This window comes from Streptococcus parasalivarius (assembly GCF_054785155.1).
In genome coordinates this window covers 358,420-383,896 of the sequence record NZ_BAABOB010000001.1, presented here as the reverse complement: position 1 = coordinate 383,896, position 25,477 = coordinate 358,420, and the positions used below count along the sequence as shown (strand labels likewise).

Here is a 25,477-nt window from a genome sequence, read left to right as displayed (position 1 = left end):
AATTTTTTATCACTTTAATTATACAGGACTATATCAAAGTGGATGATTAAAAATAAAGAATAATGATATTAGCCATCTTAGAACTTGCTTAAAAAACAAGAAACATCCATTTTCTTGGATGCTTCTTACCTATTATTTACCTGCTTTTTTACCTTGTTTTGTAAGATAAATTGTAGATATACTTAGTGCCGCAGCAACTCCGACAAGAAGGAAGACCGTTGTAGTATTAGACTTACCTTTTTCTTTTGAAGTACTAGCTTGACTTTCAGAACCCTTAGCAACCTGGTTTGCCTCAGTTGTTTTATCAATACGGGCGACATTCTTAGGTGTCTCATCCTTCTTGCTTTCCGCCCATTCTGACAAATCATTGCTAATCTCTTTGGCTACACCTTCAGAACTTGTAAGTGATGCCGCTTCTGAGGCTAATGTTTCAGATGCCATAACCGCCATGACTTTACTTGCAATCACATCCACAGATTTCTCATTCAACAGAGAATTAAAGCGAATAGCTTCTGAGGCGAGCTGACTGCTTGTTATAGGAGTTTTTAGGTCATTGTTATAAGCGACCTGACTATTTGGCGAGATGCTGACAACTTCAGATGTACTTGCTGTTGTTGGTGCTTCGGAAACTTTGACGTCAACCTGACTTGTTGAACCTTTTTCAATAACTTCTGAAGAAACCTCGCTTATCGGATCCTTTTGTGTACTTTCTGAAGTTGGAGATTTCTCTGGGCTGTCAGAAGTAATTACTACGTCAACCTGACTGGTAGATGAAGCTACTGGTATTTCCTCACTCTTTGGTGACTCAGAGGCTGGAGCAGTCGAGCTGGCTTCACTCTTTGGTGACTCAGAAACTGAAGTCTCAGAGACCACTTCACTGTTTGATACTTCGGAAACTGGAGCAGTTGAACGTGCTTCACTCTTTGCTGTTTCTGATGCTGAAGTTTCGAATACTACTTCACTATTGGATGCTTCGGAGACTGGAGTACTTGAATCTGCTTCACTCTTTGGTATTTCTGATGCTGAAGTCTCAGATACTGGATTATCGACTGGCTTTGGCTCAGACTTTGTTGGAGAAACTGTTGAAACAGCTCCAACAATCGTCGCCTTATTGTCAATCGTATTATTTGATATACGGATTTCTCCATTACCATTGTCACCCATCTCAAAGTTTTTGGTAATCACCGGCTCAGCCAAGGTATTCAATAGCTTATTATCGTAGATATCAACATTCTTGATTGTTCCACGAACTTGTTGGAAATCAATGGCACCACGATGGAGGTTATAGAGGTCATTAGTTGTCCCTGAACGTAGAATGGTATTGTCATGAATCTTAATTCCAGAATCATTGAGGTCAAAATTGTGGCCTGCAAAGACTGTGTTTACACGGATACCTGCTCCAGCAAAGACGTCCTTGATGAGGTTTCCTGAGATTTCATGACCCTTACCACCAAAAATACCGATACCAGCCGCACGCCATCCTGATTCAATGGTGTTGTTGAAGAATTTATTATTTTCCTCGGCTGCGGCATTTGTCCCATCTGAAATACTTGACCAGATAGCCAAACCATCATCACCATTCCCACGGATGTTAGAGTTTTTAACCGTTGAATTCTTGGTTCCTTGAGCAAAGTTAATACCATCAGCCAAGTTATTACGGATACGAGCGTTTTCAACAACAAGACCGTCCGTATACTTCATATTTCCCGTCTGGTCGTAGTCTCCAATCCACATACCAACTTCAAAATGCTGAACCCAGATATCGTGAATTTTAGAATCCTTACCAAGTGTTCCCGAAATAGCCTTGTACTGTGCATCCTCATTGTAACGAGAAGTCAAGTTGGAATCCATATAGAGATTGCTCAACTCAATACCATTACTGTTATGACCAAAGACAATACCACCACCATAGCGTTTGTCACTTGTGAAGTGTAGTTGCGTATGCCAAACACCGGCACCTGAAATTTTTAGATTATCCGCTTCGATATTAACTTGTTTGTCAAAATTGAAACGTCCTTCTGGAATATAGACAGATTTTCCGCTGGCTTTAGCTTCTTCAACAGCCGTAAGTAGGGCAGCTGTGTCGTCACTATCATCATTAGCAGATGCGCCCTTATCCACGATACTGATACTATTTTCACTTTGGGCAACTGGCGCTGGAGCCTGTTCTAGCTCAATAAAATCAATACCATAAGGGACATTGTCATCTTTCTTCTTAACGAGGGAAATTTTATCACCAGATTTTAATTGGATATCCTTGAGGAGGAGACGTGTCTCATCAAAACGAAAACGTGCACTTGAACCATCAAAAGCTTGATCATACTCATGGTCACCTTTAAGGTACTGCCATGCTGAATGAGATGACAAATCAAGATTACCAACGCTTGATCCATTAACCTGGACATCCAACTGACCTGACGCACCATCAGGTATTGTATAACGCACATTCAAAGCATTGGCTGGCTCAGTAACATTGAAAGTCACTGCCGCATCTTTTTTAGGAAGCTCGACAAAAGTTTGATTAGTCGCTTCCACAGCCGTAGATTCCATATCCGTTGACTGTTGGATTGTAGCGCCATTTTCAACAGTCGCATTTTCTGCCTCGTGAGTCCTATAAGGCATCTTTGCACCGTAACCATCAGTGCTATACTCCTTGCCTTGACCTTGGTCCTCAGTCGCATTGGTTAAAACGTTTGCTGAGGTTTCTTGAGTTTGTGGATTGCTTGCCTCAACCAATTGATCAATGGTAGGAGTCTGTTCAGCTACTTGAACAGTTGTTACCTGAGGTTGAACTGGAGCAATATTGGCAGGTTGCAACGCTTGCACTGGCTCTGCTGACGCTGGCTCTGAAGTTGCCAATTGGGCAGTTGAGGCTGTTTGAGGTGTCTGTACCTGATTTGAGGCATCAGTCAACTCACTAATCGATTGTGCCTCATCAGCCTGAGCTGCTTGCCCATTGGCAAGAGCCATGAACCCAATCAAGGCTGATGCTGCCCCAATGGAATATTTACGGATACTGTACTTTGGTTTCGTTTTTCTTTCTTTAAACAAGTCTATTCTCCTGATACTTTTTTTCACAATCTCTCTATCTTAGGACCAAGCCGTCCTTTGAAAGAAAATAAAGATTCCCTAATATTAAAAATCGCTAATGATTCTGTTGTTTTTCTTATTAAAAACAAACCAAAGTAAATTATAAAGGATGAGAAAACAAAATAAAAGGCTAGGTTATCCAGTTTAACAAGGCCTTAACAAAAATGTCATATTAGAAAGTTCAGTCACTCACCTCTAAATTATAGTCTAAAAATGTCGCACAAAAAGGTAATTTCTTTCACGTGTAAGAAAGACAAACATCTAATTTCCCTCCAATCCTTATTTAGCAAGATCTATCGGCTAAAACAATCAAATTGTTTTAAATCTGTTTTCTCAGATTTCTGTCAAACGTTTGACAGTCTTTTTTAATTTTATCTTTCAAAGTATTATTTTCCGAATGTTTTAGTATTACAAATGTTAAATACCCAAAAATAAAAAAAGAGACAAAAACTGCCTCTGACTTTTCAAAAAATGATTAAATCAACTGATTTTAAGATAACAATGCCTCTAGTTCCTCAAGCGATAGACCAGTCACATCTGATACTACCTCTAGTGAAAGGCCTTTTGACAGCATCTTGCGAATCAGTTCTAATTGTCCCTCATGACGGCCTCGTTCTAACCCTTGCTCCAAGCCTTCTTCACGTGCTTCATCGATAGCTGTTTCCATAGTCATGTCATAATTTTCTTGAATACGTATGCGTTCATCAATCATCGCCTTTTCCTCCTATCGGTTGGCTCTTACGATAACAATGCCTCTAATTCTTCAAGCGATAGACCAGTCACATCTGATACTACCTCTAGTGACAGACCTTTTAACAGCATCTTACGAATCAGTTCTAGTTGTCCCTCATGGCGACCTCGCTCCAAGCCTTGTTCTAGTCCCTGCTCTAACCCTTTCTCTATGCCTTCTTCACGTGCTTCATCAATTGCTGTTTCCATGGTCATGTCATAATTTTCTTGAATACGTATGCGTTCATCAATCATCGCCTTTTCCTCCTGTGTCCAGCTGGATGAATCCAGTAATGAATCGGCATGCGTGACCGCTTGACTAGGTTCCTTAGAAAATGGGAGATTCCCAAAAAACTCTAGCCACTGCCGCCCTTCATCCGTAATATGTTTACCTTTATTATACTTATCCAACTCTAAAAAGGCAATCTGAAGAAGGTTTTGCCGTTTCCCATCCTTATAGAAAGAATACAAAGGCTTGCCCGTCCGACTATTGGCCATCCAATAAGTATTAATCGGGGACTCCTCATCTGGCAACAAGGTCTTCTCCAAGATAGCTATGCCATAGACTGGCTCCATCTGCTCGTACATCTTATGCGTCTGTCCTTGTTGACGTAATTGTTGCACATTTTCCACCAGCTGGTTAGCCAAATAATAATGAAAACGATTGAGAAAATAATGCTGCTTACGCACCTGAATCTCAATAATGACCTCAGTTCCATCATTCAACTTAGCCCGAACATCCACCGAGGTTGAAAAGAGCTCATCCTCGTCAAAGTCCTTTTTATGAAGCTGTGTCCCCTCCAAAATCTGGGCATCCACAACATCCAAATTCAAAATATCTCGAATGAAAGCCACCGTCACCTCAGGCAGGCTAAAAATCTTCTTAGCCATGATATCCAAGGTCGGTGAGACATGCTTGTGTCTTTTTTCCATTTACCTTTCCTTAAGAAAAAATAGAGGGTTGGCCCCTCTACTTCTATTATTCGGAAAAAGCTTTAGAATATGTAGGTTATCTTATTTTATCGCATTTTTTAATGCTTGTTGGAGTTCTTCATCTACGGCATAGACGTATAAACCGTTTACTCCACGTGTCAGCAAAACATTTAACTCATTTCGTAATAATGTTTCTCCATAGTTTATCATTTCACCTGATTCAAGTTTTCTGTTTTGAACAGCACTTTTATTTTTACTCTCAGAAATATCAAATACGATTTTGCCGTTTCTATATTTAACAGATGGACCAATGATGACTCCCACATAATTTAGGTCAAATCCCTGAACGGTAAACGTTGATCCTACTTCATGAATCGTTTGAGACTGTTCTATCCAAGATAAATGCTTCGAGTCTTTTTCTTTTGCAAGTTGTCTGTTCCACGGACAAGACCAGTCTCCGATACGGACACACCAATACTCCGAATCTGTTGGCTTCGATTGGCTACTATATTCCCAATCGTAGGTTGCTGTCAAGCGTGAAATTCCTAAGTTCTGATCGTCATCCTTTTTTATGATAGCTTTTTGAAGCTCTTCAGGAGAGTCAAAAACTCTAATATCATAATCATTATCAATTGGAACCTCATTCACAACTCCAACATCAATCAGATTTCTTATCCACTCAACTGTTTCCTTTGTCGCATGGATACGCATTTGATTGTGTAGTGTAATGAGATTTCCTTTTAGATTTGCCTCGTGTTCTAATTTCAAGAAAGAATCATCTGTCCATATTTGGGATTTGTTCATGATCTGATTTTCATCATAAACAAGTACGACTACTTTTGATTTCGCAAGTAAATCATTTAAATGATTCCCTCCTAGATAAGCTTGATTTTTTGCAGTCAATAATAAATGGCCTTCATCAACCACTACAATTCCAGCATCGCTATTTTCTTTTTTCAGAGCATTCAAAAATTGAGTTGGTTTCATCACAACATTAATATTTGATCCACTCTTCCATTCTAATTTTTTCTCAATTTCTTGGTAAACACTGAGTTGGTCATCATGATTCACAACTAGATTGATATCATTATTTTCACGAATCATCTGAATATCTTCAGAATTCAACAAATCATCAACGAGAGAACTCATCAAAACTGTTTTTCCTGCACCAGCATCACCCTTTACTAAAATTAAAACTCCTGTTTCATTTCTACTGATAACAGAGATGATTTTTAGCAAAATTTCATTTTTGGCCTTTACTTGTTCATCCGTTAACTTGTGAAATGGAGAGGATTTAAATATCGCTGAATTTCGAATAAAACTTTCTGCTGGGAATAAATAATGGTTTTTCCGATTTAGGGTTCTCCATATCTTTGAGAAAATTTCGTCTAATTCTTCAGAAGTATAATATTGATTTTGAGGATTTCCTCTTCTATTCTGAACCCTTTCAACTTGGTCAACACTTGATAGGTAGAGCATTAACCTATTCTCAATATCCAAGGTCAAAGATTTATTGAAATGGTTATGCCCAATGACAAACATTTTTGATGTTTTAGATTGTTCAAATTGTCGCCAGTCTTCTCTATCCTTCTTTATATCATCTGACAAATGCTGATTTGTTCTTCGAATAATATCTGTTGTTTCTCCAACATATACGCTGTATTTGTTTTTAGTTTCATCATTTACGATATATACAGTTGGATAATCAAAAATAAGCTTAGAATGTTTTGGTGCGATAGTTTCTTTTAATTGATCAAATGTTCGACTGGAATAGTCGATTTCTAATACTACGGGTGATTGAATTTTACTCATTTTTTCTCCAAGTCCGTATACTTTTTATTATTTCCTTTGCTTAATTCCACAGGATATTTTTTTGCATTTATTTCAATTTTTTCTTTTATAATTTCTTCTACATCCAGATTCAAGTTATCTGCCATCATAAAAGAATAAATAAATACATCAGCAAGTTCTTCTTTAATTTCTTCAAGTGAGCTCTCTACAACTTCTTCTGAATTTTTCCATTGGAACAACTCAAGAAGTTCACTTGCTTCTAGTGATATGGAAATAGCTAAATCCTTTTCATTATGAAATTTTCGCCAATCTCTATCATCTCTAAATTGATTGATTTTATTCATTAATTCCTTCATTCTGCCACCTCAACACTGTCGTAATCCCTTACATTATAGCATTTTCACAGGTCCTTTCATAGTTTTGGGAAAATTCAAACAAAAAACACAGCTTGATGCCATGTTTTTATCATCTATTTACTCTCCCCTATGAATGGTAAACCCTGTGGCTTGTTGGTTTGCCATAATGGTCATGTCTGAAATCTGAACGCGTCGTGGTTGCTTTGTGACATAGAGGACAGCATCCGCAATATCTTGGGCTTGGAGGGCTTCCAAACCTTGATAAACCTTGGCTGCCTTGTCCTTGTCACCGTGAAAGCGAACTTGAGAAAAATCCGTCTCAACGATACCGGGCTGAATGGTTGTCACCTTGATATCTGTGGCAATGGTATCAATACGCAAGCCGTCACTGAAAGTTTTCACTGCGGCTTTTGTAGCTGAATACACAGCTGCACCTGCATAGGCATAGATGCCCGCCGTAGAGCCCATATTGATGATATGGCCCTCATTGGCAGCTACCATGCTTGGCAAAATCTGACGTGTCACCATCATCAAGCCCTTGACATTGGTGTCGAGCATGGTCAGCATGTCCCACTCCTCATAGTCCTGATAGGCTGTTAGACCTAGTGCCAGTCCTGCATTATTGACTAAAACATGGACTTGCCCCACACTTTTGAGAATGGCTTGGCAAACATCCTTGACCATGTCCATATCGGTAACATCCAGTGCAAAGGTCCAAACTTTTTGATTGGGATAGGTTGCTTGGAGCTCTTCTTTCAAGGCTTGAAGACGCTCCACACGGCGACCTGTTAGGATGAGATTTTCTCCCTCTTTAGCAAAGGCACGCGCCGTTGCTTCGCCAATTCCTGATGTTGCTCCTGTAATAAGTACGTTTTTAGGCATGATATCCTCCACTCCTATAGTCCAGCTGCCCCTAATCGTTATTTGTCAATTCACCCAACTTCTTGATAAAATCAGGAAGTTCAAGCTTGGGCAGGCTAGATTTCTTGTCCCCTGACTTCCAAAATATCGAGAGTAATTGGTTGAAACCATCTTGAAGAACCTTTTTTTGTTGGTCAGTAAGGTTGCCAAATTCTTGCAACAGTTGACCTAGCTTAGGGAGAGTTTTGATACTAATATCGTCTAGACTCTCAATTCCAGAATCAAGAATGGTATCAAAGAATAAATCACAGACTGGCTTAAGTTGTTGATTTGGCAAAGTCTCAATCCATTCTTGGAAGGTCTCTTTCAAGCGTTGACTCAACTCTGTTGACTGGTCCTCATAAACAAAATCATTTGCCACTAAATCAACCTCCCAAGTCAAGGCGTTATGTTGAGCAAATCCAATGCCTTCTGCTGCGACTAGCTGGGCAGGCCTATCCCAGTATAGCATAACTCCCACAACGGAATCTTGAGGTCTGATAACAGTCATCTTGGCTTTCAACCCTTGGTAAGAAGGCTTCTCTAAGAGGGGCTTCATCAATCCCGGAGAATCCAGAAGCAAGAGCTCTGCTATTTGCTCGCGTAGAGCAGTTGAGCCTTGGACAGCCGCATAGAGGGCAAGATTACCACCCTTGGAATGTCCAGAAACAGCAATATGGCCACTGAGTTTTGGCAAGTGCTCAGACAGAAAGGCAATAGCTGAGCGATGGGCTGGAATTTCCCTACTGTAGGTCAGCTGAAAATCCTCCTTCCAGCCAATAACACTATCATCTGTCCCACGAAAAACAATCTGCTGATAGTCCAGTTCCGGCAGGCTAAAAATCATGGCTGCAAACTGCTTTTCGACTTCCTTGTCCAAGACACTACAGTAGTCACTTAGATTAAGTCCAGCGAAACGCTTCGACCTGACCATGGCTTCAGCCAAATCTACCCGTTCCTTAGTCACCATGAAGGTATACTCAGGATTTAGCTCTTTACCCTCGGCATAGTCATGTAAATTGATGGTTTTCTGTAAATCACTTGCTGTGAGGCATTTTTCATAAGTCAGGTAGCCAATTTCATTGATGCAAACCTTATCCAAGAGATTAAGTGGCTCTTGGTCAAAAGGCATATCCTTAACCTTTTCAAGATAATCGATTAGATTGGACATAGTAATCTCCTTGAAGTCTTTCTTACTTTGATTTTACTAGAATTTTCAAAAAATTGTTAGTGAAAAATGTGATATGATAAGAGAGATTATTTATTAGGAAAAGGAAGCTTATGACTATTTCACGATTTTACCGTATTTTACTAGCTCTTTGTGGACTGGTAGGAGTCTCTATCCAAATCCATGACGATGGTTGGGGCATGTTGCTCTACTACACCGTTTTGTCCAATATCCTCGTCTTTTCTAGTTTGATTTTCTTTATCATCTATGACTTCAAAAAAGGGAATGCGACGACTAACACAAAACTCTTGCGTTACAAGGGTGGCGTAACCATGGCCATCCTCATCACTGGAGTCATCTATCACATCCTCTTGGCTCCTATTACAGAACCTGAAAAATTCTGGACCCTCCGCAATTTCTTGGTTCACTATATTGTCCCTTGGGGATTGGTGCTTGATACCCTCATTTTCGATGCTAAGAAAGCCTACCGTCTCCGTGAGCCAATTTACTGGTCAGTGGTCCCTCTGTCTTATTTTGCCTTTGCCCTTCTAAATGGCTTGGTTCTAAAACTCCCAATCCCAGGTGCCAAAGATAGCCCCTTCGCCTACTTCTTTATCAATGTCAATAAATTTGGTTGGAACAAGGTCTTGGTAAATGTCCTAGTCATCAGTGCCGGGTATATCGCTGTCGGCTATCTCTTGTACCTCTTGAAAAAATTTATCGGTCGTAAACCAGCATAAAACACAAACTGAGCTCCCAAACGGAACTTAGTTTTTTCTATTTCAACAAGCCTAATTTCTCAAAAGCCTTATAGAGGCCATCAGCTTCAACATCGTCTGTTACAAAGTCTGCCATAGCCAAGATTTCCGGCCCACCATTTCCCATGGCAACCCCAACCTCACAGTATTCCAACAAAGGGATATCAATCTTGGCATCGCCAAAAGCAATGGTCTCCGAACGCTCACCCCCCAAATGTTCCAAAAGAACATCGATGGCATGGGCCTTGTTAATATCCTTAACACCTAGATCACCAAATAAGGCTGTTTCACCTCGACCTCCCCAAGTATGGGCTTCAAGCTGTGGAAAAGCTTCTTTTGAATCTAGATGGTCCTGATAGGATTCTAAAACGAAACTGACCTTGTTTAGGTCATCACGGTAGAGCTCCCCACCATACTGAAGGCCATGAAGAAAATCTTCTGGCTCCTTACCAGCGACAGACTCTTCTGACTGCCCCTTTTGAATAGCGTAAGTCTTAAGTGTCTCACGTGCTCGCTCCCGAAAATCCGGACTGGCAAAGAGACCATTATTGCTCTCAAGATAAAAAGCTAGATGACGTTGGGTCAACCAATCCACAATCTTAGCAGCGTCTTCCTTGGAAATCAGCTCATGCATGAGGACTTGCCCATGATGCTCTACATAAGAGCCATTACCACCAATCATCCCATCCAAGCCAATTTCCCATAATTCTGGTTGCATTTCTGCCTTGCTACGACCAGTACAAACATAGACCAGATGGCCCTTTTTACGGGCCTGACGAATAGCCTTTACTGCTGATTCTGGAATGCGATTATGATAATCCACCAAGGTCCCATCAACATCTAGAAAAATAAGTTTTGACATGTTTTCACCTCGAGTCTTCTTTTACTTTATTATACCCTGATAATGCGACAAGAGATACTACTATCCTTGGACAAACTGATACTATCCTACGATAGTATTGTCTCCAATCCAATGCATTGCCATTTTGCATGAAAGAAGCTATGATGAAAGTATGAATGATTTAAAAACACTACTGAATCACCTGCCCTATAAATTAGCAGCCTATGATGCACAAGGAAACTTTCTCTATGACAATGGTGGCGCTGACGGTAGTTTCTTCCCCCGTGAGTCTGAAAATCTGCCTGATTGGATCATGTCTGAAGTGCTAGCCTCTCCTACCAAAGAAAGAAGTTATCAGATTCCAACAGACAGTTTTGATCAAGTCCTCATCCAAACCTACCAAGCTGCTATAGACAAAGATGGAAATGTCTTGGGATTTTGGGAGACCATCTATGATTTGAAGCAGCCTCTCAAAACCTATCTAGATAACTCTGCTCAAGCTCTTGTAGCCTGGTCGGATGCCACTAGTGGCGCTAGTTTCAAGGAGGAAACTGACTTTTAAGCTAAATTTCTTGCTTTAATAAATGAAAAATTCACTTAATTCAAGACTAGCTCAAAACACCCTTATTCATAAAATGTGCCTAAGTCAGCACTACAAAGGCTTTTTGGAAATCAGTCACTTTAATATCTCTCACAGAATTTATAAACACTCTATTTTGCATTTTTGCACTATTTAAGGTAAAATGGGAGTAATGAGAAAAAGAATAAAACCGATCGTTGTTTACGTGGTTCTAGCTCTTTTAGGATTAGCATTAGTTATTGCAAATATTCACAATACGTCCAAACAGCAGGCGCATCTCCAAAACGTGAAATCTGCTCTTCCTTATGCTACTACACCAAAAACAACAACCAGTAGTACATCTAGCAGTTCCGACGAGGAGCTGATACTCAATCCCATTATTGACCTTTCGGGGTGGCAACTACCTCAGGATATCGATTACGATGTCTTGTCAAATCATATTTCTGGTGCTATTATCCGCGTCTTCGGTGGATCACAGATTAGTAAGGATAGCAATGCCGCTAGTTCGAATGGGGTCGACAAATCTTTTAAAACACATATCAAAGAACTCAAAAAACGTGACGTTCCAGTTGCCGTCTATTCCTACGCTCAAGGTACTTCTGTTAAAGAGATGAAGGAAGAAGCTCGTATTTTCTACAAAAATGCTTCTCCATACAAACCTACTTATTACTGGATCGACGTTGAAGAAGAAACCATGTCCAACATGGAGCAAGGTGTCCAAGCCTTTCTCGCTGAGCTCAAACGTCTAGGAGCTGAAAACGTTGGTCTCTATATTGGTGCTTATTTCATGCTTGAGCAAGAAGTTTCAACTAAAAACTTTGATGCTGTTTGGATTCCAGCCTACGGTACCGATTCTGGTTATTATGAGGCTCTACCAAATACCGAAATCGACTATGACCTTCACCAGTATACGTCACAAGGAAGCCTGCCTGGTTTCGATAATATCCTAGATCTTAACCAAATCAATCCTGAGAAAAACAAACGTAAAACCTTTGAAAAACTCTTTGGTAAGATTAAGCAAAAACCAACTAAAAATAAGAAGACTACTTCGACAAGTTCATCTAGTAGTCAGTAAAAACCAGTGCCTAAGGCACTGGTTTTCTTCTTGTCAAATTGGCTTAGGCGTACTCGGATGAATGTGTTATAATGGATGGTAGAAAAGTATAACTTTAAAAGGAGATATGACAATGGCTAAGAAAGGCAAAGTCAAGAAGACCTTGGTTGACCAAATTCTTGATAAAGCTAATATTGACCATGATAGCTTATCCTTCAATGGTTTAGAAGGGGAGCTTCCAGAAGATGTGGCGCGTGAGAGCATTTATAAAACCCTCGCCCTTAAGGGAGATAAGACAGGACCAGTCATCGGCATCGTCCCTATCACCGAACACCTGTCTGAAAAGAAATTAGCTAAAATTTCAGGGAACAAGAAAGTTCAAATGATTCCACAAAAGGATCTCCAAAAAACAACTGGCTATGTTCACGGAGCTAACAACCCAGTGGGAATTCGCCAAAAGCATAATTTCCCTATTTATATCGATCAGTCTGCCCAAGAAGCTGGCTTCCTTATTGTCTCAGCGGGGGAAATTGGGCGTTCTATCCGTATCAATAGTCAAAATCTTGCTGATTTTGTTAATGCTGAATTTGCTGATATTAAGGAGTAATCATGAAACTGTATTTTGTACGTCACGGTAAAACCGAGTGGAACTTGGAAGGCCGACTTCAAGGCGCCAAGGGAGACTCGCCTTTGCTTAAAGAATCTATCGAACAAGTACGTGAGTTAGGTCACTATCTCAGTGACACACATTTTGACTTGATCTTCTCAAGTGACCTACCACGTGCTAAAAAAACCACTGAACTCATCATGGAGTCTCAAAAACCTAAAGCTAAAGTTACCTACACTAAAGCTCTGCGTGAATGGCAACTTGGTAAACTCGAAGGGCAAAAAATTGCACTCGTTCAGGCCATCTATCCAAAAGAAATGGATGCTTTCCGTCATAACCTAGCCAACTTCCGTGCCAATGACTTCCAAGCTGAGTCTGTCTACCAGACAACTAAACGTGTGGCCGAATTTGTTAAAACACTTAAAGATAGTGATGCTAAAAATGTCCTCATCGTCGGACACGGAGCTAACTTAACGGCTTCTATCCGTACACTCCTTGGTTTTGAACCTGGTCTTCTTCGTAAGGCCGGCGGTCTTGACAATGCTTCTGTCACTATTCTCGAAACCAATGATTTCGAGCACTTCACTCTTAAATGTTGGAATGATACGTCCTATATAGATGAACAAAACAAGATCAGCTAAATCAGCGACTGACTTCATAAGACAAGCGATCCTGAACAAGGGTCGCTTTTTAGCAGTCAAAAAGCCCTTAAATCTATTATTTTAAGAGCTTCACTTCCATTATTTCCACTTCGGTTCATCTGGCAAACGATTTAATTCGACACCAAAGTCTCGGGCCAAGTCCTCTAGTTCATTTTCAAAATCGTCTAGTTCCTGTGAGACAAGATCATACTGTCCTTCAGACAATAAACGCTTAAAACGGAGACCACGACTCAAGATAAATTCCACGTCTATTTTGGCAGTTCTATGGACATGTTCCCAATAGTTGTTAGCAAACCCTCTTTGCTTTTCCTCAGCATTAAGGTGGTCCACTAATGCATAATAGGAATCCCAAGCAACGCCCTTCATCTGCTCTGCATCTCTAATACCTTCGAAGAGATCGTTACGTTTGGCTTCGAGTGCTTCTACCTCTTTTCTCAAAGCATCACGTTCAGCACTCAGTGCTTCAATATCATGTTTTAAATTGTTGATTTCTACCATTTTCAAACTCCTTATCTCACGTTCTAGACAATAAAACGGCCATACGAGGCCGCTCTATTATCTTCCATATTTCATACGAAGGATTTTTTCCTGGTTCGCATTCAAACGAAGAAGGATAACCACTTTATCAATACTCATATTGCTCTCAAGAAGACGTTCAGCCGCCATCATAAGACCATTATTGATACCTAGTTGAAGGACTGGATTTTCATTATCATTGATATCAAAGATATATTTATTATTTGGAAGATCGAAAAGGACTTTTACCGCTCCAAAGAGTTGCTCAAAATTGTCGATTTCCAAGTCGAAGACTGGCTTAGTACCTGGTTTGAGGCTACGTCCACGGTGGTTAAACCACATAGAATGCCAGCCACCATTGAAGGCACCCATGACATCATTGTCATAAGAATCTCCAACGTAGAGCGTCGTCGATGGATTCATATCAAATTGCTCAGCTGCGAGGTTGAAGATTTCCTTCTCAGGCTTTTGGAAACCTGTCGCCTGACTGACGATGACACGCTTAGGGTCCACATAATCATAAAGTCCCAACTTCTTGACCTTCTTAAGTTGGTGCTCTGTAGGTCCATTGGTAATAATACCCATAGGAACATTTTTTTCCTTGAGGAAATCAAGGGTCATGCGCATCTCATCAAGCATGGTGATATTCTCCAACTCATGCTCGTAAACCTCTTGGAAATGCTTACCCGTTTCTTCATCAATTTCACGGTAGCCAAACTCCAAAAGGGTCTCTTTACAGCGCCAAAAACGGAAATACTCAGTTGTCCACTCACCGGCCATTACACGTGGAAAACCAACATCAGAATAGTGTCGGAAACGAATGTAGGCTTGATTCAGGTGGCTCATATCAAAGTCAGGGAAACATTTTTCCATGGCAATACGGTAAGGTGCCTGTTGGTCATAAATAGTATCGTCAACGTCAAAAACAATAGAAGTAATCATCTGTCCGTTCTTTCTTATATCATTCTCTTGTCAGAGACTTAAATAAATTAGGAAACTAACAACTAAACTACTACATGAGTCAGCTCTTAATTTAATCTTCAGTCTTGCAAAAGTAAGCTTTTAGTCAACTGTCTAGGGCAATCTTACTCGTCTGTTTTTTAACTAAGATGCAATTGCCCAAACAGTCTTATTATACCGTTTTTACCCTTTCTTTTCAATTTCCGACCCCACTTAAGGAAAGATTATTCGTGTTTTGAAGATAGAAAAAGGTTTGGAACAATTTGTCCCAAACCTAATGCATCTTGTCATATTTAGACGCTTATTTAATTTCTTTAAAGGTCATTTTTTGTTTGACTTCACCCTGACCACCTTTGGCAATCTGGTAAAAGAAATCTTTTGATGTGAAGTGGTCGCCATAAGCAAAGACCTTGTTGTACTGCCATTGTGACAATTGATCGTCCTCTTTTTTACCAAGAGTCAATGTTGTTTTTGTCACACTGTATTCCCACTTAGCTGTTTGGTCATTATAGGCCTTGTCAAAATCAGTCTGACTCTTAGCAGCATTAACCACTGTCGTACGATCTTGACTCACAAGCGCCTTGTTCCCACCTTCTTGGAAGGCTACATACATGACACGATTATTGACCTCACCGTTTAGAGTACTTGAGTATTGGTAAACCTTACCAGGTACAACACTATCTAAATGGTGTGTTCCCCAGTAATAGAAAGCACCAAATCCAGCTCCCGTAACCAAGAGACAAGCAAGAACAACACTAATAATGATATTTCTCTTTGACATGTCTTGCCCCTCTCTATTCGTCACCAGTTAGGTCAGAGAAAGTTGCCTCTGAGTCTGTTTCAGTGTGGCTTGAAGAACTTGATGATGAGCGTTCAAGGCTTGATGAGCTTGAACTCATGCGTGTTTCTGTTTGAGAATCATCACTTGATGACGCCTTAGATTCTGATGATTTTTCAGTGCTTGATGATGAACTTTCTTTTTCCTTGTAAACATCAACGTTGAAGGCCCACTTATCACCCTTGTAAGTTACCTTAATTTGCGCATATTTTGCCTTGATAAGCTCTGACATTTTACCACCATTGTTAAGGGTGTCGTAAATCTTTTGAGCGAGAGCTTTGGCATTGGCTTCAGTTTTGGCACCATCTTTAGGACCATTAGCAATATCTTCATCTTTAGCAGTTTCACCTTGACGGTAAAGAGCTGTACTTTCAGTGTCCTTCTTATCGCTAGCATTTACACCAGTCTTATCATCTGCATGTGAGAAGAATTTCCATGCAGGACTACCTGAGCGATTTTGTCGATAAACTTGTTCGAATTCGCTTTGAACCTTGTCTTGGAAAGCATCCTCAGTCAATTCTTTTTCTTTAGAAGCATCTGTGCTTGCTTTACTTTCACTACTGCTTGCTATTGAGCTTGATGCAGAAGCGTCAGAAGAACTTGTTGAACTTGATGAAGCGTCTTTAGATTCTGATGATGACGAAGATGAGTCCTTGCTATCTTTAGACTCTTTAGTATCTTTGTCTTTATCGTTATTATTGTTAGTCGTATTATTTGAGAATGAAACGCTATTGTCAGAATTATCTGGAGCGTAGATCACTGTATTCTTAGAATGGTCATCAGAGACAAAAGTGCTATTATTGATAATCACTCGGTTGTTATCACCGTAGTAGTTGTTGATAACAATCTTAGAATGTGCACAACGGTAACCATTACCAGTGACATGATAACCTGCTGGTACATCACCATCACGTTTCAAGATGAGGACATCACCTGCAAAGATAAGATCAATATTCTGAATATTGTTATCGTAGGCTAATTTTTCAATAGAAATTCCAGTCGCTTGAGAGATTCCCCACAAGGTATCTCCCCATTGAATCACGTACTGTTGGCCATCTAACTGCTGTGGATTGATATTCTGAGTTGTCAAATTATTTGTAATTTGTTCAGGTGTGCTGGCAATCCAGTTTGTAATATCAGCAGCGTGAGCACTCGTTTGATTTTGATAAAAGCTATCTGCTAACACAGATACCGTAGGCATCCCAATAGGTGCTAGTAAAGCGCCAAGCATCACGGCTTTACTAACATAATTTTTCTTTTTCATCGTATTTCCTCCTTATATCATACGAAACTTACTTTGCTATTGTACACCCTTTTTATTATATTTGTCAATAAATTCTATAACTTTCTAATCAAAGGTTAATGCTAGTTAACGATTTGTCCTAAAAATAGACAAATCCTAGCTTTATTTATCTGACATTTAATCATTTGTCCTATCTTTAGAAGGTGATTTATGATACAATAATTACGACTATTTTATGGAGGACTAACATGTCAAATCAACACATGGAAGAATTGAACGATCAACAGATTGTCCGTCGTGAAAAAATGGCGGCCTTGGCTGAACAAGGAATCGATCCTTTTGGTAAGCGATTCGAACGCACAGCTACATCTGGTCAATTAAAAGAAAAATACGCTGACAAAACAAAAGAAGAATTGCACGAAATCAACGAAACTGCTACTATCGCAGGTCGTTTGATGACTAAACGTGGTAAAGGTAAAGTTGGCTTCGCCCACATCCAAGACCGCGATGGTCAAATCCAAATCTACGTACGTAAAGATGCTGTCGGTGAAGAAAACTACGAAATCTTCAAGAAAGCTGACCTTGGTGACTTCCTCGGTGTCGAAGGTGAAGTTATGCGCACAGATATGGGAGAACTTTCTATTAAGGCTACTCATATCACGCACTTGTCTAAAGCCCTTCGTCCATTACCTGAAAAATTCCACGGACTTTCAGACATTGAAACGATTTACCGTAAACGTTACCTCGATTTGATTTCTAATCGTGAAAGCTTTGATCGCTTTGTCACACGTTCAAAAATCATTTCTGAAATCCGTCGCTATCTCGATGCTCAAGGTTTCCTTGAAGTAGAAACACCTGTTCTTCACAATGAAGCTGGTGGTGCTGCTGCTAAACCATTTATCACCCACCACAACGCTCAAGATATTGACATGGTGCTTCGTATCGCAACTGAGCTTCACCTCAAACGCCTCATCGTTGGTGGTATGGAACGTGTTTACGAAATCGGACGTATCTTCCGTAACGAAGGTATGGATGCCACTCACAACCCTGAGTTCACATCTATCGAAGTTTACCAAGCTTACGCTGACTTTCACGATATCATGAACTTGACTGAAGGTATCATCCAACACGCTGCTAAAGCCGTTAAAGGTGATGGACCTATCAACTACCAAGGAACTGAAATCAAGATCAACGAACCATTCAAACGCATCCACATGGTTGATGCAATCAAGGAAATCACTGGCGTTGACTTCTGGCAAGACATGACTTTGGATGAAGCCAAAGCAATCGCTGCTGAAAAGAATGTTCCAGTTGAAAAACACTACACTGAAGTTGGTCACATCATCAACGCCTTCTTCGAAGAATTCGTTGAAGAAACATTGATTCAACCAACCTTCGTTTACGGTCACCCAGTTGCTGTGTCTCCATTGGCTAAGAAAAACCCAGAAGATCCACGCTTCACTGACCGTTTCGAGCTCTTCATCATGACAAAAGAGTACGGAAATGCCTTCACCGAATTGAACGACCCAATCGATCAATTGTCACGTTTCGAAGCACAAGCTGCTGCTAAAGAACTCGGTGACGACGAAGCAACAGGCATCGACTACGACTACGTTGAAGCTCTCGAATACGGTATGCCACCAACAGGTGGACTCGGAATCGGTATCGACCGTCTCTGCATGCTCCTCACTGATACAACAACCATCCGTGATGTCTTGTTGTTCCCAACGATGAAATAAAAAGTGATATCCCATTAATCAAATAATGGGATATTTTTATATGAGGTATAAACGTGTTCAAAAAACTGAAGTCCCTATTTAAGAAAAAATCAATTGTGGGTGAACAGCCTGATACAACAATTAAAGAAAATCAACTAGACTTTCCCATAGACCGATCAGATTATTTTTTCGATCATGCACTTGTATTTTATTGTGAAGAAAATAATATCCCTTCAGAAAAACTAAGCCAATCAGACATGCTAGAGATTAGTAAAAGAGCTGCTTTTCATCTCAGTATCTTCGTCGCCTGGCTAGCAAAACATGATTTTCTGAATCCCCAAAGTGATGGGTTTAACCTTGAGGATGTACAAAAACTCAAGAATGAAACGATTACGGGTACAGACTATCTCTTTAAACATCTTGATGAAAAACTCTATTCAACTGATATCAGTAACACACTCCTTCCCTTCATCTCTGATTTTTATGAAGATTACATGGATTTCTGTTATACAGTCTTGGTTGATGATGTTGCTAGAACTGAATTTGACTGGAAAATCTATCACTTGGTTGAAGATGATATTGACGAGATGTTTACCAGTTACAAAGAACAATTAGTATAAATAGAAAAAAATTCTCTCGTAATTACCGTGAAACCTTCTTCTATATTTTGCTCTTGGAGACCTTACTCAAGTGTCCAAAACTCCCATCACCACTAGCATAGTGGTTAGTAAGCAAATAAGCTGGTTGATTCATCTGGATTGTGATAATAAAACCTACCAAAGTTACTACTATAATTGCAATTAGCACCAAACCATCACCTTCATGTTACTTTCCTAACATAGGGAAGTTGTTTAACTCAAAACTATCAAAAAGTTCTCCCTCTTGATAAACTCTGAGGGAGAACTTTCTGCTATTTAACGTAAGTGTGCAATGGATATGTAGGAAATTCAACTTCACGCGCTTTTTCAGATGTCACATAGCCAGCAGGTGCGTCTAACACTGTAGGGATTCGGTTGACAATGGTCGCACAGGTATGTGCTACTGTATCTGGTTTTGACACTGAAAAGACAAGATTAGGCTCACCAGTAATTTCCCAGTCACACATATCCCCATCATCTTCACGATATACCTTACCGATACACTCCACTTCAAACACAACTCCTTGATGAGTATGAATCGTTGTCACTGCCGACATACCTGTCACGTCACCAGCCTTAATAGTTCGACCAAGAGTTTCAGAATAGACATCCTCATCTAGAACATAAGGAACACTCTTTTGAGAAATATCCTTAATGGTCCAATTCATTTTTGAACAAATAGCTTCAGCGGAATTCCACATATAAGATGGGAAACTTTCAGCACTTGCAATTTCAGCATCAAATCGTTCTAAATCATAACCAGCACCATGAGCTTCTGCAAGGGCAAGTCCGTAGTCTTCTACATTATAGCTAACCTTACCTTTGATCTTATCGATTCTGTTGAGGCCTGCCATGGCAAGACAAGGCATATTAATCCAGTAAATATCTTGCATACCAGATCCCATGATTGTCACGCCATATTTTTTCGCTAATTTATCTAAGCGATTGGTCTCAGATGGTGAGGTTGTCCAAGGATAAATGGCTTCTTCACAAGTTGTTATAACATTGACCCCATGCTTAATAGCTGTTTCGAAGAAATCATACATTTCTGGCATATAGGAAAGAATTGTCACGATAGCGATATCAGCATCACAATTGCTAAAGACTTCCTCCGCATTGTTTGAAATTAGGACACCAGTTTTATAACCGAGTCCTGCAAAATCACCTACATCTTGACCAACAATGTTTGGATTATTATCAATCGCTCCAACGATTTCAATACCATGATCTAACATGTATTTAAAAAGAACTTGAGACATTTTTCCACAACCAAATTGTACTGCACGAATTTTAGTATTTTTCATAGATTTCGCCTTCTTTCTATAAAGGTTGTTATTTATTTCACAATTATATTATAATGTCTCTAGTAACTAGAGAGTCAATAGAAAGTTTGGTGGAAAATGAAAGACATTTTACGGATTGGAGAGTTCTCCAAATTAAATAATATTCCTATTCGTACGCTAAGATTCTATGACCAGATTGGTCTCTTGAAACCATATCAAGTCGACCCTGAAACCAACTATAGAGGCTATCATATCGAGCAATCATCCCTAGTGGATGCCATCCAGTATTTGCGTCAACTTGACTTCTCTTTGGAAGAGATTAAGGAAATCCTGTCTGATATCGAAAATTCACACCTTCACAAACTGATTATCGACAAGTATCAACAACTCATTGAAGAAGAAAAACGTATCAAAAAACAACTTCGAGAAATTGAAATCTATCAATCTGGAGCCTTACTTTACCAGACGAAATCACACTCTCAACACTTGGAAATCCAAACATTTCCTGAACGTTCTCTTTATCGCTTTCAGATTGATTCAAACATCTATCAGATGTCAACTGAGGAATACGAACTCCATTTACGGTGTTTTAAGCAAGAAATCATGCAATACAATCCTTTTTTCAATCATTTTAGTCGAGTAGGTTCAATTATGCCAAAAGAGAATTTCATCAGTCAAAACTTTGATTCTAAAGAGTTTACACTATTTGATGATGAACCCATCTATCACTCTCATTTAACCAAAAGCATACTCCCAAAAGGTAACTACGCTATACGATACTGTAAATCATTCGAAGAAGAAATCAAGCTCTTGCCTCAATTCCTCTTAGATATTCGTGAACAAGGGTATCAAATTATTGGAGACTATCTGTGTGAGGTCATCCATGAGCAGCCAAGCCTAGAAGAACAAAAAAGAGATATGTTTATTCGGATGCAAGTTAGAATTGGAATAAACAGTTAAAAGTTTCTACCTAAACCATTTTCATAACTAGTATTTGCTATAATAGGTTTATCCTGCAACTTAGAAAGGGATTATACAATGCCAGAGGGAATTAATTTATTTCAGGACACTTTGATAAAATCACTTAAGTTTGGTTTTGTTGATAACATTAAATATCAAGAGGGTGGGTATTCTCCTCAAATTCTTGTGAATAATAGTGATGAAAGGCGTTATGTCTTGACTGATCTACAAGAAGAATTGAGTAAGTGTACTGCTTTCTATTTTTCAGTCGCTTTTGTCACTAAAAACGGAATTGCCATGATTAAGTCTCAATTATCAGACCTAATGGACAAGCAAGTGCCAGGAAAAATCTTGATTTCCCCTTATCTAGATTTCAACGACCCTGATGCAATGCGTGAGCTACTAAAACTCAAAAACGTTGAAGTCCGTTTAACACCTGAAAAAATGCAGATGCACGCCAAATTCTATCTTTTCGAACATACTGGTAAACAGGTACTGATTTCAGGTAGTTCAAACCTCACACATACAGCTCTAAAAATTAATTATGAGTGGAATATCAAACTGACCTCTACTCATAACGGGGAGTTTATTCAAAATACCAAATCAGAATTTGACCGTATTTGGGAACAATCAGAGCTACTAACACACGAAATAATAGAGACCTATGCTAAAAAGAGAAAGAAAGTCATTAGTCTCACAAAGATTAATGATGAAGAAAAGCTTCCTTATTCAGCTGAAAAAATTGTTCCTAATAAAATGCAAGAAGCCGCACTAGAAGGACTCAGAAATATTCGGGAACAGGGAAAAGACAGGGCACTCGTTATCAGTGCCACAGGTACTGGTAAGACATTTTTATCTGCCTTTGACGTTAAACAATATAATCCTGAACGCATGTTATTCATCGTCCATCGTGAACAGATTCTCAAAAAATCTTTAATAGATTTTCAAAAAGTTCTGGGCTTTAATCCATCTGAAGGACATATTTATCACTCAGGTGATGATTTAACTGGAAAAAAATATATCTTCGTGACTATCCAAACATTATCACGCGAGGATAACTTAAAAGCTTTTTCAAAAGACTTCTTCGACTATATTCTCATTGACGAAGTGCATAAGGCTGGAGCTGATTCATACAAAAAAGTTATGGGCCATTTTACACCGAATTTTTATCTAGGTATGACAGCAACTCCTGAACGTACTGATGGCCAAAATATTTACGAGATTTTTGACTATAATATTGCCTATGAGATTCGCTTACAAGATGCATTAGAGAATGACATGCTCTGTCCTTTCGTTTATTTTGGTGTTAAAGACATTGAGATTGATGGTCAACTTATTGACGAAAAATCAAATATCTCAAACCTTACATCAGATGAGCGTGTCAAACATATTCTAAATAAAATTGATTTCTATGGTGTTTGTAATAATCAAGTTCGTGGACTTATTTTTTGCTCATCAAAAGCAGAAGCCAGAGAATTATCAAAAAAACTTAATCAACATGGAAAACGTACCATCGCATTGACTGGTGATGACGATATCAACTATCGTGAAAAGGTTGTTAAGCAATTAGAAGATGGGAAGCTTGAATATATCTTGACCGTTGATATTTTTAATGAAGGGATAGACATACCATCCGTAAACCAGGTAGTTATGTTGCGTAACACGCAATCAAGTATCATTTTTGTTCAGCAGCTTGGTCGTGGACTTCGTAAACATAAAAGTAAGGAGTACGTTACTATCATTGATTTTATTGGTAATTACAAAAATAACTATCTGATTCCAATTGCATTATTCGGTGATAAATCTATGAATAAAGATAATTACCGTCGTGAACTACGAGAACCAAATATCTTGAGTGGTTTAACAACCGTGAACTTTGAGGAAGTTGCTAAAGAACAAATCTTCAAATCGATTACAAACACGGTTCTATCTAACATGAAAATTCTCAAAGATGCTTTTACTGATCTTGAAAATAAACTTGGTAGAACGCCTATGCTAATCGATCATTTAACCTTTGATAATATTGATCCGATAGTATTTTTCAACAATAATAGCTTCAAAAACTACTCAGATGTTATTAACAAATTTTCAAACAAGTCAATAGAACTCACTGACACTGAGAGTAACTGGTTGAGTTTTATCACATTTGAACTTCTTCCTGGTAAACGAAAACATGAGCTTCTTCTACTTCAGGAACTCATCAAAAATGGTAATGTCTCGAAAGATAAATTTATTGAGATTCTGGAAACTGAACAATTATCTACTAGAGGCCCAATCATCTCCTCTGTTGAAAATGTATTAAGTCTTCAATTTCTTAAATCTCAAGAGGTAAAAAAATTCGGTACAGAACCTCTGGTCACTCTAGAAAATAATGTTTATAAACTCAATCTTGAGGTTCTTGAGAGTTACAAGAACTCTGACTTCAGCTTGCTTTTCAATGATGTTATTGACGCGGGGCTCTATAAAACGAGAGATTTTCCTGAAATATTTACAATCGGTCAAAAATATTCTCGTCGTGATGTCTGTAAACTTCTTAACTGGTCTAAGGATGAACCTCCACTTAATATAGGTGGCTATAAAATAGACAAGAGTACTAACACTTGTCCAATCTTCATCACCTATCATAAGGATGATGAAATCAGTGATACGATCAAATACGAAGATGAGTTGTTAAACGAAACTACTCTTAAGTGGTTTTCTAAAAACAAGCGCACGCTTGAGTCTCCAGATGTAAAAACAATTATCAATTCACCTGAAAATGGATTAGACCTAAAATTATTTATCATTAAAGATGATGCTGAGGGTGGCGATTTCTACTATTTAGGTGACTTGACCATCGTGCCATCTACCGTTGAAGAATTAGTACGTCCACTTGAAAGCGGAAATGAAAGTATTGTTACTATGAACTTCAAACTAGATAATCCTATTCCTGACACCCTTTATCGTTACATAACTAATAAATAAGAGCACCACGCATGTGATGCTCTTATTTTGATAACAATTCTACAGCTGGTCGGTCTACAGGCGCCCAATTCAAAGTTTTCAAGCGATTAGGCTCTAGCCAAGCTGAATCCTGATGTTCCAACAAATCTAGATTTCCAGAAACGAGTCTGGCATGAAAGGTTTTCATAACAACTGTTCCAAAATCATAATCATAGGAAGCTTCATTAACGAAGGAAATAATCTCAATCTGAGAATTTAATTCTTCATGAATCTCTCGTATCAAAGCTTCTTCAGGTGATTCTCCTTCTTCCAACTTACCACCAGGAAATTCCCAGTATCCTCCTAAACTTTTTCCTTCTGGTCGTTGGGCACAGAAGATTTTTCCATCCTTTTCGATGGCTGCAGCCACAACATTTATGATTTTTTTTGACATGTAACATTCCTCCAGATAGTATTCTATCAAAAAGCAATCACGACAAGCAAACTTTAATTTATAATTTAAAAACGCTTCCCTCAATCGAGAGAAGCATTTTCTTATTTCCAAAATTTTACCTTTGATGCTGCGACCCAAGCTGACAAACAAGCAAGGGCTACTACTGCATAGATAGCGTATTGTTTCGCAAGATAAATCCATGCTTTATTTTCTTCATGCCAGCGAGACTTCCAGAGGCCGATGTAATCTCCGGTCATTCCAGGATTTTTAAGGCCCTCCATGTAATTGACAGGTAGGTTATCAGGCTGATTTATCTGCACGTTAATGATAAAGATAAGCAAAGCAACCACGATGACAACTACGAGTGCCAGGGTAATCTTTTTCTTAGCTGTTAGCTGAAATGTTTTCAATTATTTTTTCTTCCTCATCTATGAAATCATCTTCTCTTATAGTTTAGTATAAAAAGTCAATTCTGA

The 25,477-nt window shown here is 39.1% G+C and carries 24 protein-coding genes; 9 read left to right on the top strand and 15 right to left on the bottom strand.

Going from position 1 to position 25,477, the window contains the following annotated elements:
- Nucleotides 1–132: 132 nt before the first annotated feature.
- The 7 genes from ACYVQ1_RS01935 to ACYVQ1_RS01905 all read right to left on the bottom strand — a co-directional run bounded on the left by ACYVQ1_RS01935 (nucleotide 133) and on the right by ACYVQ1_RS01905 (nucleotide 8,970).
- Nucleotides 133–3,051: a YSIRK-type signal peptide-containing protein gene (locus ACYVQ1_RS01935; protein ID WP_461249646.1), complete on the bottom strand. Its 2,919-nt coding sequence runs from the start codon at nucleotides 3,049–3,051 to the stop codon at nucleotides 133–135.
- Between the two features lie 529 nt (nucleotides 3,052–3,580).
- Nucleotides 3,581–3,802, bottom strand: coding sequence for a transposase (locus ACYVQ1_RS01930; protein ID WP_145516247.1), 222 nt, complete (start codon nucleotides 3,800–3,802; stop codon nucleotides 3,581–3,583).
- 26 nt (nucleotides 3,803–3,828) lie between these two features.
- Nucleotides 3,829–4,752, bottom strand: coding sequence for an Rpn family recombination-promoting nuclease/putative transposase (locus tag ACYVQ1_RS01925; RefSeq protein ID WP_461249645.1), 924 nt, complete (start codon nucleotides 4,750–4,752; stop codon nucleotides 3,829–3,831).
- A gap of 81 nt (nucleotides 4,753–4,833) precedes the next feature.
- Entirely contained in the window at nucleotides 4,834–6,564 is a 1,731-nt protein-coding gene (locus ACYVQ1_RS01920) for a DUF2075 domain-containing protein (protein WP_461249644.1), read from the bottom strand.
- Nucleotides 6,561–6,899 (bottom strand): nucleotide pyrophosphohydrolase, encoded by a 339-nt coding sequence (locus ACYVQ1_RS01915; RefSeq protein WP_461249643.1) that lies wholly within the window; start codon nucleotides 6,897–6,899, stop codon nucleotides 6,561–6,563. The genes ACYVQ1_RS01920 and ACYVQ1_RS01915 overlap by 4 nt, the downstream gene beginning before the upstream one ends.
- A 117-nt stretch (nucleotides 6,900–7,016) precedes the next feature.
- Nucleotides 7,017–7,781 (bottom strand): SDR family NAD(P)-dependent oxidoreductase, encoded by a 765-nt coding sequence (locus ACYVQ1_RS01910; protein WP_461249642.1) that lies wholly within the window; start codon nucleotides 7,779–7,781, stop codon nucleotides 7,017–7,019.
- A gap of 31 nt (nucleotides 7,782–7,812) precedes the next feature.
- Complete coding sequence (locus ACYVQ1_RS01905) at nucleotides 7,813–8,970, bottom strand: Mbeg1-like protein (protein WP_461249641.1); 1,158 nt, start codon at nucleotides 8,968–8,970, stop codon at nucleotides 7,813–7,815.
- A gap of 110 nt (nucleotides 8,971–9,080) precedes the next feature.
- Between ACYVQ1_RS01905 and ACYVQ1_RS01900 the strand changes: the two genes are divergently transcribed.
- Complete coding sequence (locus tag ACYVQ1_RS01900) at nucleotides 9,081–9,707, top strand: Pr6Pr family membrane protein (RefSeq protein ID WP_037611496.1); 627 nt, start codon at nucleotides 9,081–9,083, stop codon at nucleotides 9,705–9,707.
- A 37-nt stretch (nucleotides 9,708–9,744) separates the two neighbouring features.
- On the opposite strand, the gene ACYVQ1_RS01895 is transcribed toward ACYVQ1_RS01900, so the two are convergent.
- Complete coding sequence (locus ACYVQ1_RS01895; protein ID WP_461249640.1) at nucleotides 9,745–10,587, bottom strand: HAD family hydrolase; 843 nt, start codon at nucleotides 10,585–10,587, stop codon at nucleotides 9,745–9,747.
- A 151-nt stretch (nucleotides 10,588–10,738) separates the two neighbouring features.
- Between ACYVQ1_RS01895 and ACYVQ1_RS01890 the strand changes: the two genes are divergently transcribed.
- From ACYVQ1_RS01890 to ACYVQ1_RS01875, 4 genes are all read left to right on the top strand, one after another.
- Nucleotides 10,739–11,128, top strand: a complete 390-nt coding sequence (locus ACYVQ1_RS01890) for a hypothetical protein (RefSeq protein WP_061652211.1) — start codon at nucleotides 10,739–10,741, stop codon at nucleotides 11,126–11,128.
- A 190-nt stretch (nucleotides 11,129–11,318) separates the two neighbouring features.
- Nucleotides 11,319–12,221, top strand: coding sequence for a glycoside hydrolase family 25 protein (locus ACYVQ1_RS01885; protein ID WP_037597645.1), 903 nt, complete (start codon nucleotides 11,319–11,321; stop codon nucleotides 12,219–12,221).
- Nucleotides 12,222–12,333: 112 nt separating this feature from the next.
- Nucleotides 12,334–12,807 (top strand): aminoacyl-tRNA deacylase, encoded by a 474-nt coding sequence (locus ACYVQ1_RS01880; protein ID WP_021144404.1) that lies wholly within the window; start codon nucleotides 12,334–12,336, stop codon nucleotides 12,805–12,807.
- 2 nt (nucleotides 12,808–12,809) lie between these two features.
- Nucleotides 12,810–13,448, top strand: coding sequence for a histidine phosphatase family protein (locus tag ACYVQ1_RS01875; RefSeq protein ID WP_461249639.1), 639 nt, complete (start codon nucleotides 12,810–12,812; stop codon nucleotides 13,446–13,448).
- A gap of 99 nt (nucleotides 13,449–13,547) precedes the next feature.
- Here the strand turns inward: ACYVQ1_RS01875 and ACYVQ1_RS01870 are convergent, their stop codons facing one another.
- From ACYVQ1_RS01870 to ACYVQ1_RS01855, 4 genes are all read right to left on the bottom strand, one after another.
- Nucleotides 13,548–13,967 carry a hypothetical protein gene (locus ACYVQ1_RS01870; protein WP_461249638.1) on the bottom strand — a complete coding sequence of 140 codons (420 nt, stop codon included), beginning with the start codon at nucleotides 13,965–13,967 and terminating at the stop codon, nucleotides 13,548–13,550.
- A 57-nt stretch (nucleotides 13,968–14,024) separates the two neighbouring features.
- Nucleotides 14,025–14,927 (bottom strand): HAD family hydrolase, encoded by a 903-nt coding sequence (locus ACYVQ1_RS01865; protein WP_347105382.1) that lies wholly within the window; start codon nucleotides 14,925–14,927, stop codon nucleotides 14,025–14,027.
- Nucleotides 14,928–15,246: 319 nt separating this feature from the next.
- A complete protein-coding gene (locus tag ACYVQ1_RS01860; protein ID WP_347105380.1) occupies nucleotides 15,247–15,726 on the bottom strand; it encodes a hypothetical protein in 480 nt (159 codons plus the stop codon).
- 13 nt (nucleotides 15,727–15,739) lie between these two features.
- A complete protein-coding gene (locus ACYVQ1_RS01855) occupies nucleotides 15,740–17,047 on the bottom strand; it encodes a LysM peptidoglycan-binding domain-containing protein (protein WP_461249637.1) in 1,308 nt (435 codons plus the stop codon).
- A 227-nt stretch (nucleotides 17,048–17,274) separates the two neighbouring features.
- Here ACYVQ1_RS01855 and lysS point away from each other — a divergent pair, with 227 nt between their 5' ends.
- Together lysS and ACYVQ1_RS01845 are read left to right on the top strand one after the other, a co-directional pair.
- Nucleotides 17,275–18,765, top strand: a complete 1,491-nt coding sequence (gene lysS / locus ACYVQ1_RS01850) for a lysine--tRNA ligase (protein WP_104020832.1) — start codon at nucleotides 17,275–17,277, stop codon at nucleotides 18,763–18,765.
- Between the two features lie 236 nt (nucleotides 18,766–19,001).
- Nucleotides 19,002–19,364, top strand: a complete 363-nt coding sequence (locus ACYVQ1_RS01845) for a DUF7832 domain-containing protein (protein WP_461258401.1) — start codon at nucleotides 19,002–19,004, stop codon at nucleotides 19,362–19,364.
- A gap of 290 nt (nucleotides 19,365–19,654) precedes the next feature.
- On the opposite strand, the gene ACYVQ1_RS01840 is transcribed toward ACYVQ1_RS01845, so the two are convergent.
- Nucleotides 19,655–20,686, bottom strand: coding sequence for an NAD(P)H-dependent amine dehydrogenase family protein (locus tag ACYVQ1_RS01840; RefSeq protein ID WP_073950162.1), 1,032 nt, complete (start codon nucleotides 20,684–20,686; stop codon nucleotides 19,655–19,657).
- A gap of 96 nt (nucleotides 20,687–20,782) precedes the next feature.
- Between ACYVQ1_RS01840 and ACYVQ1_RS01835 the strand changes: the two genes are divergently transcribed.
- Together ACYVQ1_RS01835 and ACYVQ1_RS01830 are read left to right on the top strand one after the other, a co-directional pair.
- The gene (locus ACYVQ1_RS01835) at nucleotides 20,783–21,625 is read left to right on the top strand and encodes a MerR family transcriptional regulator (protein ID WP_461249635.1); all 843 of its coding nucleotides are present in this window, start codon (nucleotides 20,783–20,785) and stop codon (nucleotides 21,623–21,625) included.
- A gap of 78 nt (nucleotides 21,626–21,703) precedes the next feature.
- Complete coding sequence (locus ACYVQ1_RS01830) at nucleotides 21,704–24,589, top strand: DUF3427 domain-containing protein (RefSeq protein WP_461249634.1); 2,886 nt, start codon at nucleotides 21,704–21,706, stop codon at nucleotides 24,587–24,589.
- A 22-nt stretch (nucleotides 24,590–24,611) separates the two neighbouring features.
- On the opposite strand, the gene ACYVQ1_RS01825 is transcribed toward ACYVQ1_RS01830, so the two are convergent.
- Together ACYVQ1_RS01825 and ACYVQ1_RS01820 are read right to left on the bottom strand one after the other, a co-directional pair.
- The gene (locus tag ACYVQ1_RS01825; protein ID WP_022495928.1) at nucleotides 24,612–25,001 is read right to left on the bottom strand and encodes a (deoxy)nucleoside triphosphate pyrophosphohydrolase; all 390 of its coding nucleotides are present in this window, start codon (nucleotides 24,999–25,001) and stop codon (nucleotides 24,612–24,614) included.
- Between the two features lie 101 nt (nucleotides 25,002–25,102).
- Nucleotides 25,103–25,411: a hypothetical protein gene (locus tag ACYVQ1_RS01820; protein WP_461249633.1), complete on the bottom strand. Its 309-nt coding sequence runs from the start codon at nucleotides 25,409–25,411 to the stop codon at nucleotides 25,103–25,105.
- Nucleotides 25,412–25,477: the final 66 nt, after the last annotated feature.

Excerpts from the sequence above, each read along its gene's own strand:
- ACYVQ1_RS01930 (WP_145516247.1), bottom strand. The coding sequence starts at position 3,802 with ATGATTGATGAACGCATACGTATTCAAGAAAATTATGACATGACTATG.
- ACYVQ1_RS01925 (WP_461249645.1), bottom strand. The coding sequence starts at position 4,752 with ATGGAAAAAAGACACAAGCATGTCTCACCGACCTTGGATATCATGGCT.
- ACYVQ1_RS01920 (WP_461249644.1), bottom strand. The coding sequence starts at position 6,564 with ATGAGTAAAATTCAATCACCCGTAGTATTAGAAATCGACTATTCCAGT.
- ACYVQ1_RS01915 (WP_461249643.1), bottom strand. The coding sequence starts at position 6,899 with ATGAAGGAATTAATGAATAAAATCAATCAATTTAGAGATGATAGAGAT.
- ACYVQ1_RS01910 (WP_461249642.1), bottom strand. The coding sequence starts at position 7,781 with ATGCCTAAAAACGTACTTATTACAGGAGCAACATCAGGAATTGGCGAA.
- ACYVQ1_RS01905 (WP_461249641.1), bottom strand. The coding sequence starts at position 8,970 with ATGTCCAATCTAATCGATTATCTTGAAAAGGTTAAGGATATGCCTTTT.
- ACYVQ1_RS01900 (WP_037611496.1), top strand. The coding sequence starts at position 9,081 with ATGACTATTTCACGATTTTACCGTATTTTACTAGCTCTTTGTGGACTG.
- ACYVQ1_RS01895 (WP_461249640.1), bottom strand. The coding sequence starts at position 10,587 with ATGTCAAAACTTATTTTTCTAGATGTTGATGGGACCTTGGTGGATTAT.
- ACYVQ1_RS01890 (WP_061652211.1), top strand. The coding sequence starts at position 10,739 with ATGAATGATTTAAAAACACTACTGAATCACCTGCCCTATAAATTAGCA.
- ACYVQ1_RS01885 (WP_037597645.1), top strand. The coding sequence starts at position 11,319 with ATGAGAAAAAGAATAAAACCGATCGTTGTTTACGTGGTTCTAGCTCTT.
- ACYVQ1_RS01880 (WP_021144404.1), top strand. The coding sequence starts at position 12,334 with ATGGCTAAGAAAGGCAAAGTCAAGAAGACCTTGGTTGACCAAATTCTT.
- ACYVQ1_RS01875 (WP_461249639.1), top strand. The coding sequence starts at position 12,810 with ATGAAACTGTATTTTGTACGTCACGGTAAAACCGAGTGGAACTTGGAA.
- ACYVQ1_RS01870 (WP_461249638.1), bottom strand. The coding sequence starts at position 13,967 with ATGGTAGAAATCAACAATTTAAAACATGATATTGAAGCACTGAGTGCT.
- ACYVQ1_RS01865 (WP_347105382.1), bottom strand. The coding sequence starts at position 14,927 with ATGATTACTTCTATTGTTTTTGACGTTGACGATACTATTTATGACCAA.
- ACYVQ1_RS01860 (WP_347105380.1), bottom strand. The coding sequence starts at position 15,726 with ATGTCAAAGAGAAATATCATTATTAGTGTTGTTCTTGCTTGTCTCTTG.
- ACYVQ1_RS01855 (WP_461249637.1), bottom strand. The coding sequence starts at position 17,047 with ATGAAAAAGAAAAATTATGTTAGTAAAGCCGTGATGCTTGGCGCTTTA.
- lysS (WP_104020832.1), top strand. The coding sequence starts at position 17,275 with ATGTCAAATCAACACATGGAAGAATTGAACGATCAACAGATTGTCCGT.
- ACYVQ1_RS01845 (WP_461258401.1), top strand. The coding sequence starts at position 19,002 with ATGCTAGAGATTAGTAAAAGAGCTGCTTTTCATCTCAGTATCTTCGTC.
- ACYVQ1_RS01840 (WP_073950162.1), bottom strand. The coding sequence starts at position 20,686 with ATGAAAAATACTAAAATTCGTGCAGTACAATTTGGTTGTGGAAAAATG.
- ACYVQ1_RS01835 (WP_461249635.1), top strand. The coding sequence starts at position 20,783 with ATGAAAGACATTTTACGGATTGGAGAGTTCTCCAAATTAAATAATATT.
- ACYVQ1_RS01830 (WP_461249634.1), top strand. The coding sequence starts at position 21,704 with ATGCCAGAGGGAATTAATTTATTTCAGGACACTTTGATAAAATCACTT.
- ACYVQ1_RS01825 (WP_022495928.1), bottom strand. The coding sequence starts at position 25,001 with ATGTCAAAAAAAATCATAAATGTTGTGGCTGCAGCCATCGAAAAGGAT.